This is a genomic window from Umezawaea sp. (genome assembly GCF_036375055.1).
In the GTDB taxonomy this organism is placed as follows: domain Bacteria; phylum Actinomycetota; class Actinomycetes; order Mycobacteriales; family Pseudonocardiaceae; genus Umezawaea.
The window spans coordinates 1-6,105 of the sequence record NZ_DASUSQ010000118.1 but is presented as its reverse complement, the minus strand read 5'-3'; the positions used below and the strand labels follow the sequence as shown (position 1 = coordinate 6,105).

General features: G+C 75.2%; 1 protein-coding gene. It reads left to right on the top strand.

Annotation, left to right across the window (positions count from 1 at the left end):
- Positions 1–12: 12 nt before the first annotated feature.
- On the top strand, positions 13–6,105 hold a 6,093-nt coding region (locus VFZ92_RS29950), incomplete at its 3' end, for an SDR family NAD(P)-dependent oxidoreductase (RefSeq protein WP_330879424.1).

The following is a 6,105-nucleotide window of genomic DNA, read 5'->3' as shown; positions in this document are numbered from 1 at the left end:
GACGCGGAGGCGTTGGAGCGGGTCGATGTGGTGCAGCCGGTGTTGTGGGCGGTGATGGTGTCGCTGGCGGAGGTGTGGCGGTCGCTGGGTGTCGAGCCGTCGGTGGTGGTGGGCCACTCGCAGGGTGAGATCGCGGCGGCGGTGGTGGCTGGGGCTCTGTCGCTGGTCGACGGTGCTCGGGTGGTGGCGTTGCGGTCGCGGGCGATCCTGGGGATCGCTGGTCGTGGTGGCATGGTGTCGGTGGCGCTGCCCGCCGACGAGGTTCGAGGGCTGCTGGCCCGGTGGCCCGAGCAGATCTCCGTCGCGGCCGTGAACGGGCCCTCGGCGACGGCGGTGTCCGGCGACGTCCACGCCCTGGAGGAGCTGCTGGCCGCCTGCGAGGCCGACGGTGTGCGGGCTCGGCGGATCCCGGTGGACTACGCGTCGCACTCGGTGCACGTGGAAGCGCTGCGCGAGGAACTGCTGGCCCTGCTGGAGCCCGTGCGCCCCCTGGTGCCCGAGGTGCCGTTCTACTCGACGGTCGAGCAGCGGCACGTGGACTCCGCGGCGCTGGACGCCGACTACTGGTACCGCAACCTGCGGCGGACCGTGGAACTGGAGTCCGCGATCGGAGCGCTCGCGGCGGGCGGTGTCGGCGCGTTCGTCGAGGTGAGCGCGCACCCGGTGCTGACGGGCGCGGTGCAGGAGTCGGCGCCCGCCGCCGTGGTCGCGGGCTCGCTGCGGCGCGGTGAGGGCGGTCTGGAGCGGCTGCTGACCTCGGCCGGTGAGCTGTGGGTGCGCGGGGTCCGGGTCGACTGGTCCTCGGTCGTGCCCGGCGGTGGTCGGGTCGGCCTGCCGACGTACGCGTTCCAGCGCGAGCGGTTCTGGCTGGAGCAGACGTCGGGCACCGGCGACCTCGGGTCCGTCGGGCTCGCGTCGGCGGCGCACCCGATGCTGGGCGCGTCCGTGCGGCTCGCCGACGGCGGCACCGTGCTGTCCGGCAGGCTGTCGACGCGCACGCACGGCTGGCTGGCCGACCACGCCGTCCACGGGACGGTGCTGCTGCCGGGCACCGGGTTCGTCGAGCTGGTGACGGCCGCGGCCGACCAGGTCGGGTGCGACCTGGTCGAGGAGCTGACCCTGGAGGCGCCGCTGGTGCTCGGGGACGTGCAGCTCCAGGTCGTCATCGGCCCCGAGACCGCGGCGGGCGGGCGCACGGTCGCCGTGCACTCCCGCCCCGCCGACGCCGACGTGGACACCCCCTGGACGCGTCACGCGAGCGGGTCGCTCGGCGTCGCGACCCCGTCGGCGGAGGAACCGCTCGGCGAATGGCCGCCACCCGGCGCGACGCCGCTGCCGGTGGACGACCGGTACGACCGGCTGGACGGCGAGGGTTTGGCCTACGGACCGGCCTTCCGCGGTCTGACGGCCGCGTGGACGGCGGGCGGGGAGGTCTTCGCCGAGGTCGAGCTGCCGTCGGAGGTGGACGTGCGCGGCTTCGGCGTGCACCCCGCGCTGCTGGACGCCGCCCTGCACGTGCTCGGCGCGAGCGGGCTCGTCGAGGACGCGGGAACGGTGCTGCTCCCCTTCTCCTGGAACGGGGTCCGGCTGTCCGCGGTCGGCGCCACCGCGCTGCGGGTGCGGCTGTTCCGCACCCCCGGCGGAGTCGGGCTGCACGCGTTCGACGCGGCGGGCACGCCCGTCGTGGCGGTCGACGGCCTGGTGCTGCGCCCGGCGGCCGAGCCGCGGACCGCCGCCGTCGACACGCTGTTCCGCGTCGACTGGACGGCGCTCGCCGTCCCGGAGGAGCCCGTCGAGGACGTGCGGTCCGTGGTGGACCTGGATTCCGTCGGCGGTGACGTGCCCGCGGTGGTCGTGCTGCCGCTGGGCTCCACGTCGCTGCACGGCGTGCTCGCCCTGGTGCAGCGGTGGATCGCGGAGGAGGCGTTCGCGGGCTCCCGGCTGGCGCTCGTGACCAGGGGAGCGGTGTCGACGGCCGACGGGCAGGACGTGACCGACCTCGTGCAGGCGTCGGCGTGGGGGCTGGTGCGCACCGCGCAGGCCGAGCACCCGGACCGCTTCGTGCTGGTGGACGTCGACCACGACGACTCGCTGTCCGTGCTGCCGCGCGTGCTGGCCTCGGACGAGCCGCAGGTCGCGCTGCGCGCGGGTGAGGTGCTGGTGCCGCGACTGGCCCGCACCACGCCCGCCGAGCCGCTGCCGGACGCGGCGTGGCGCGTGGAGGCCGGGGCCGAGGGGTCGCTCGACGGGCTCGTGATCACCGCCAACCCGGCCGCGGAGGCACCGCTGGGTGCGGCCGAGGTGCGGGTGGCGGTCCGGGCGGCGGGCGTGAACTTCCGGGACGTGCTGATCTCGCTGGGGATGTACCCCGGCGCGGCCGTCATCGGTGGCGAGGCCGCCGGTGTCGTCGTGGAGGTCGGGGCCGAGGTCAGCCGGTTCGCGCCGGGTGACCGGGTGATGGGCCTGTTCACCGGCGCGTTCGGCTCGGTGGCGGTCGCCGACCACCGGATGCTCGCCCGCGTGCCGCGAGGCTGGTCGTTCAGCCGGGCCGCGTCCGTTCCCGCCGTGTTCCTGACGGCGTTCTACGCGCTGCGGGACCTGGCCGGGCTGCGGTCCGGTGAGTCGGTGCTGGTGCACGCCGCCGCGGGCGGTGTCGGGATGGCGGCGGTGCAGTTGGCTCGGCACTGGGGTGCGGAGGTGTTCGCGACGGCGAGTCCCGGCAAGTGGGGGGCGCTGCGCGAGCTGGGTCTGGATGACGAGCACGTGGCGTCGTCGCGTGATCTGGGTTTCGTGTCGTCGTTCCCGTCGGTGGACGTGGTGCTGAACTCGCTGGCGCGGGAGTTCGTGGACGGCTCGCTGGGGTTGGTGCGTCCCGGTGGCCGGTTCGTGGAGATGGGCAAGACCGACCTCCGCGACCCGGACTCCGTCGGCGACCTGGTCTACCGGGCGTTCGACCTCGCCGAGGCCGGACCGGACCGCGTCCGGGAGATGCTGCACGAGATCGTCGCGCTCCTCGGGCGGGACGCGGTGCGACCCCTGCCGGTGCGGACGTGGGACGTGCGCCGGGCCGCCGAGGCGTTCCGGTTCATGAGCCAGGCCAAGCACGTCGGCAAGGTCGTGCTGACCGTGCCGCGCCCGCTCGACCTCGACGGCACCGTGCTGATCACCGGCGCGACCGGCGTGATCGGCCGCCGGGTGGCCCGCCACCTCGCCGGGCAGGGCGTCCGGAACCTGCTGCTGCTCAGCCGGTCCGGCCCCGAGGCCGCTCCGGAGCTGGCGGACGAACTGGCCGCGCTCGGCGCGCGGGCGACGGTCGTCGCCTGCGACGCCGCGGACCGCGCCGCGCTCGCCCAGGTGATCGAGGGCCACCGGCTGACCGCCGTCGTCCACGCCGCGGGCGTCCTCGACGACGGCACGGTCGACTCGCTGACCCCGGACCGGCTCGACACCGTGCTGCGGTCCAAGGTGGACGCGGCGCTCCACCTGCACGACCTCACGCGCGACCACGACCTGTCGGCGTTCGTGCTGTTCTCGTCCATGGCGGGCACCTTCGGCGGTGCCGGGCAGGGCAACTACGCCGCCGCCAACACCGCCCTGGACGCCCTGGCGCAGCACCGCCGCGCGCACGGCCTCCCCGCGGTCTCGCTGGCCTGGGGCCTGTGGGACGAGCGCGGCGGCATGACCGGCCACCTCGACGCCGCCGACCTGCGGCGCCTGGCCACCAACGGCGTGCTCCCGCTGTCCACGGAACTGGGGCTCGCGCTGTTCGACGCGGCCGGTGCGGTCGACGAGCCGCTGCTCGTCCCGGCCCGGCTGGACCTCGACGCCCTGCGCGCGCGGACACCGGTCGCGCCGCTGCTGCGCGGTCTCGTCCGCACCCCGGTCCGCCGGGCCACGGCGGGGGCAGGCACCTCGTCGGGTCTGCGCGACCGCCTCGTCCGGCTGCCCGAGGCCGAGCGGCACGACGTGCTGCTGGACCTGGTGCGGTCCAACGCCGCCGCCGTCCTCGGCCACGCCGGGTCCGGCGCGGTCGACCCGGAGCGGGCGTTCAAGGACATCGGCTTCGACTCCCTCACCGCGGTGGAGCTGCGCAACCGGCTCAACGCGGCCACCGGGCTGCGGCTGTCCGCGACGCTGGTCTTCGACTTCCCCAGCCCGGTCGTGCTGGCCCGCAAGCTGGGCACCGACCTGCTCGGCGAGGCGGACGTGCCGTCGCCGCGCACGCCGGTCGCGGCGGTACCCGCCGACGAGCTGATCGCCATCGTCGGCATGAGCTGCCGCTACCCCGGCGGCGTCCGGTCGCCGGAGGACCTGTGGCAGCTCGTGCTCAGCGGCGGCGACGCGGTCACCGGGTTCCCGACCGACCGCGGCTGGGACACCGACGGCCTCTACGACCCCGACCCGGAGCAGTCCGGGAAGAGCTACGTGCGGCACGGCGGCTTCCTGCACGACGTCACGGAGTTCGACGCCGCCTTCTTCGGGATCTCGCCGCGCGAGGCGCTGGCCATGGACCCGCAGCAGCGGTTGCTGCTGGAGGCGTCGTGGGAGGTGCTGGAGCGCGCCGACATCGACCCGGTGTCGTTGCGGGGCAGCAGGACCGGCGTGTTCGCGGGCATGAGCGGCCACGACTACGCGAGCTTCTCCGGCGACGTGCCGGAGAGCGTCGAGGGGCACCTGGTCACCGGCAACGCGGCGAGCGTGCTGTCCGGTCGGATCTCGTACTCGTTCGGCTTCGAGGGTCCCGCGGTCACGGTGGACACGGCGTGCTCGTCGTCGCTGGTGGCGCTGCACCTGGCGGCCCAGTCGCTGCGGCGGGGCGAGTGCTCGCTCGCGCTGGCCAGCGGTGTGGCGGTCATGTCGACGCCCGCGTTCTTCGTCGAGTTCAGCCGTCAGCGCGGGCTCGCGCTGGACGGGCGCTGCAAGGCGTTCTCCTCCGCCGCCGACGGCATGGGCGCCTCCGAGGGGGTCGGTGTGCTGCTGCTGGAGCGGCTGTCGGACGCCCGGCGCAACGGCCACCGGGTGCTCGCGGTGGTGCGCGGGTCGGCGGTGAACCAGGACGGAGCGTCGAACGGCCTCAGCGCGCCCAACGGACCGTCGCAGGAGCGCGTGATCCGCCAGGCGCTGGCCGAGGCCGGACTGTCCACTTCGGACGTCGACGTGGTCGAGGCGCACGGCACCGGCACGAAGCTCGGCGACCCCATCGAGGCGCAGGCACTGCTCGCCACCTACGGCCGCGACCGCGAGACCCCGCTGTGGCTGGGGTCGGTGAAGTCCAACATCGGCCACGCGCAGGCCGCCGCAGGTGTGGCGGGCGTGATCAAGAGCGTGCTCGCCATGCGGCACGGCGTGCTGCCCAGGACGCTGCACGTCGACGAGCCCACCCCGCAGGTCGACTGGTCGGCGGGCGCGGTCGAGCTGCTGACCGAGGCGAGGGCGTGGCCCCGCGACGGGCGTCCGCGCCGGGCGGGCGTGTCGGCGTTCGGGATCAGCGGCACCAACGTGCACGTCATCCTGGAGGACGTCGACGACGAGCCGCCCGTCGCCGCCGCGGAACCGGCGGTCGTGCCGCTGGTGGTGTCCGCGAAGGGCGAGCGCGCGCTCCGCGCCCAGGCCGGACGCCTGCGCGAGTTCCTGGAGGGCGACGACGACCTCGGGTCCGTCGCCGCCGCGCTGGTCGGCACCCGGTCGGCGCTGTCGCACCGCGCCGTCGTGGTCGGCCGGGACCGCGCCGACCTGCTGCACCGGGTGGCGGGACTGGCGTCCGGCGACCCCGTGACCGGTGTGGTCAGCGGTGTCGTGGGCGCCGGTGGCCGGACCGCGTTCGTGTTCCCCGGTCAGGGGGCGCAGTGGGTCGGGATGGGTGTGGAGCTGCTGGAGCACTCCCCGGTGTTCGCGGCGCGGATGGCGGAGTGCGCGGGGGCGTTGGGGGAGTTCGTCGACTGGGACCTGATGGCCGTGTTGTCCGACGCGGAGGCGTTGGAGCGGGTCGATGTGGTGCAGCCGGTGTTGTGGGCGGTGATGGTGTCGCTGGCGGAGGTGTGGCGGTCGCTGGGTGTCGAGCCGTCGGTGGTGGTGGGCCACTCGCAGGGTGAGATCGCGGCGGCG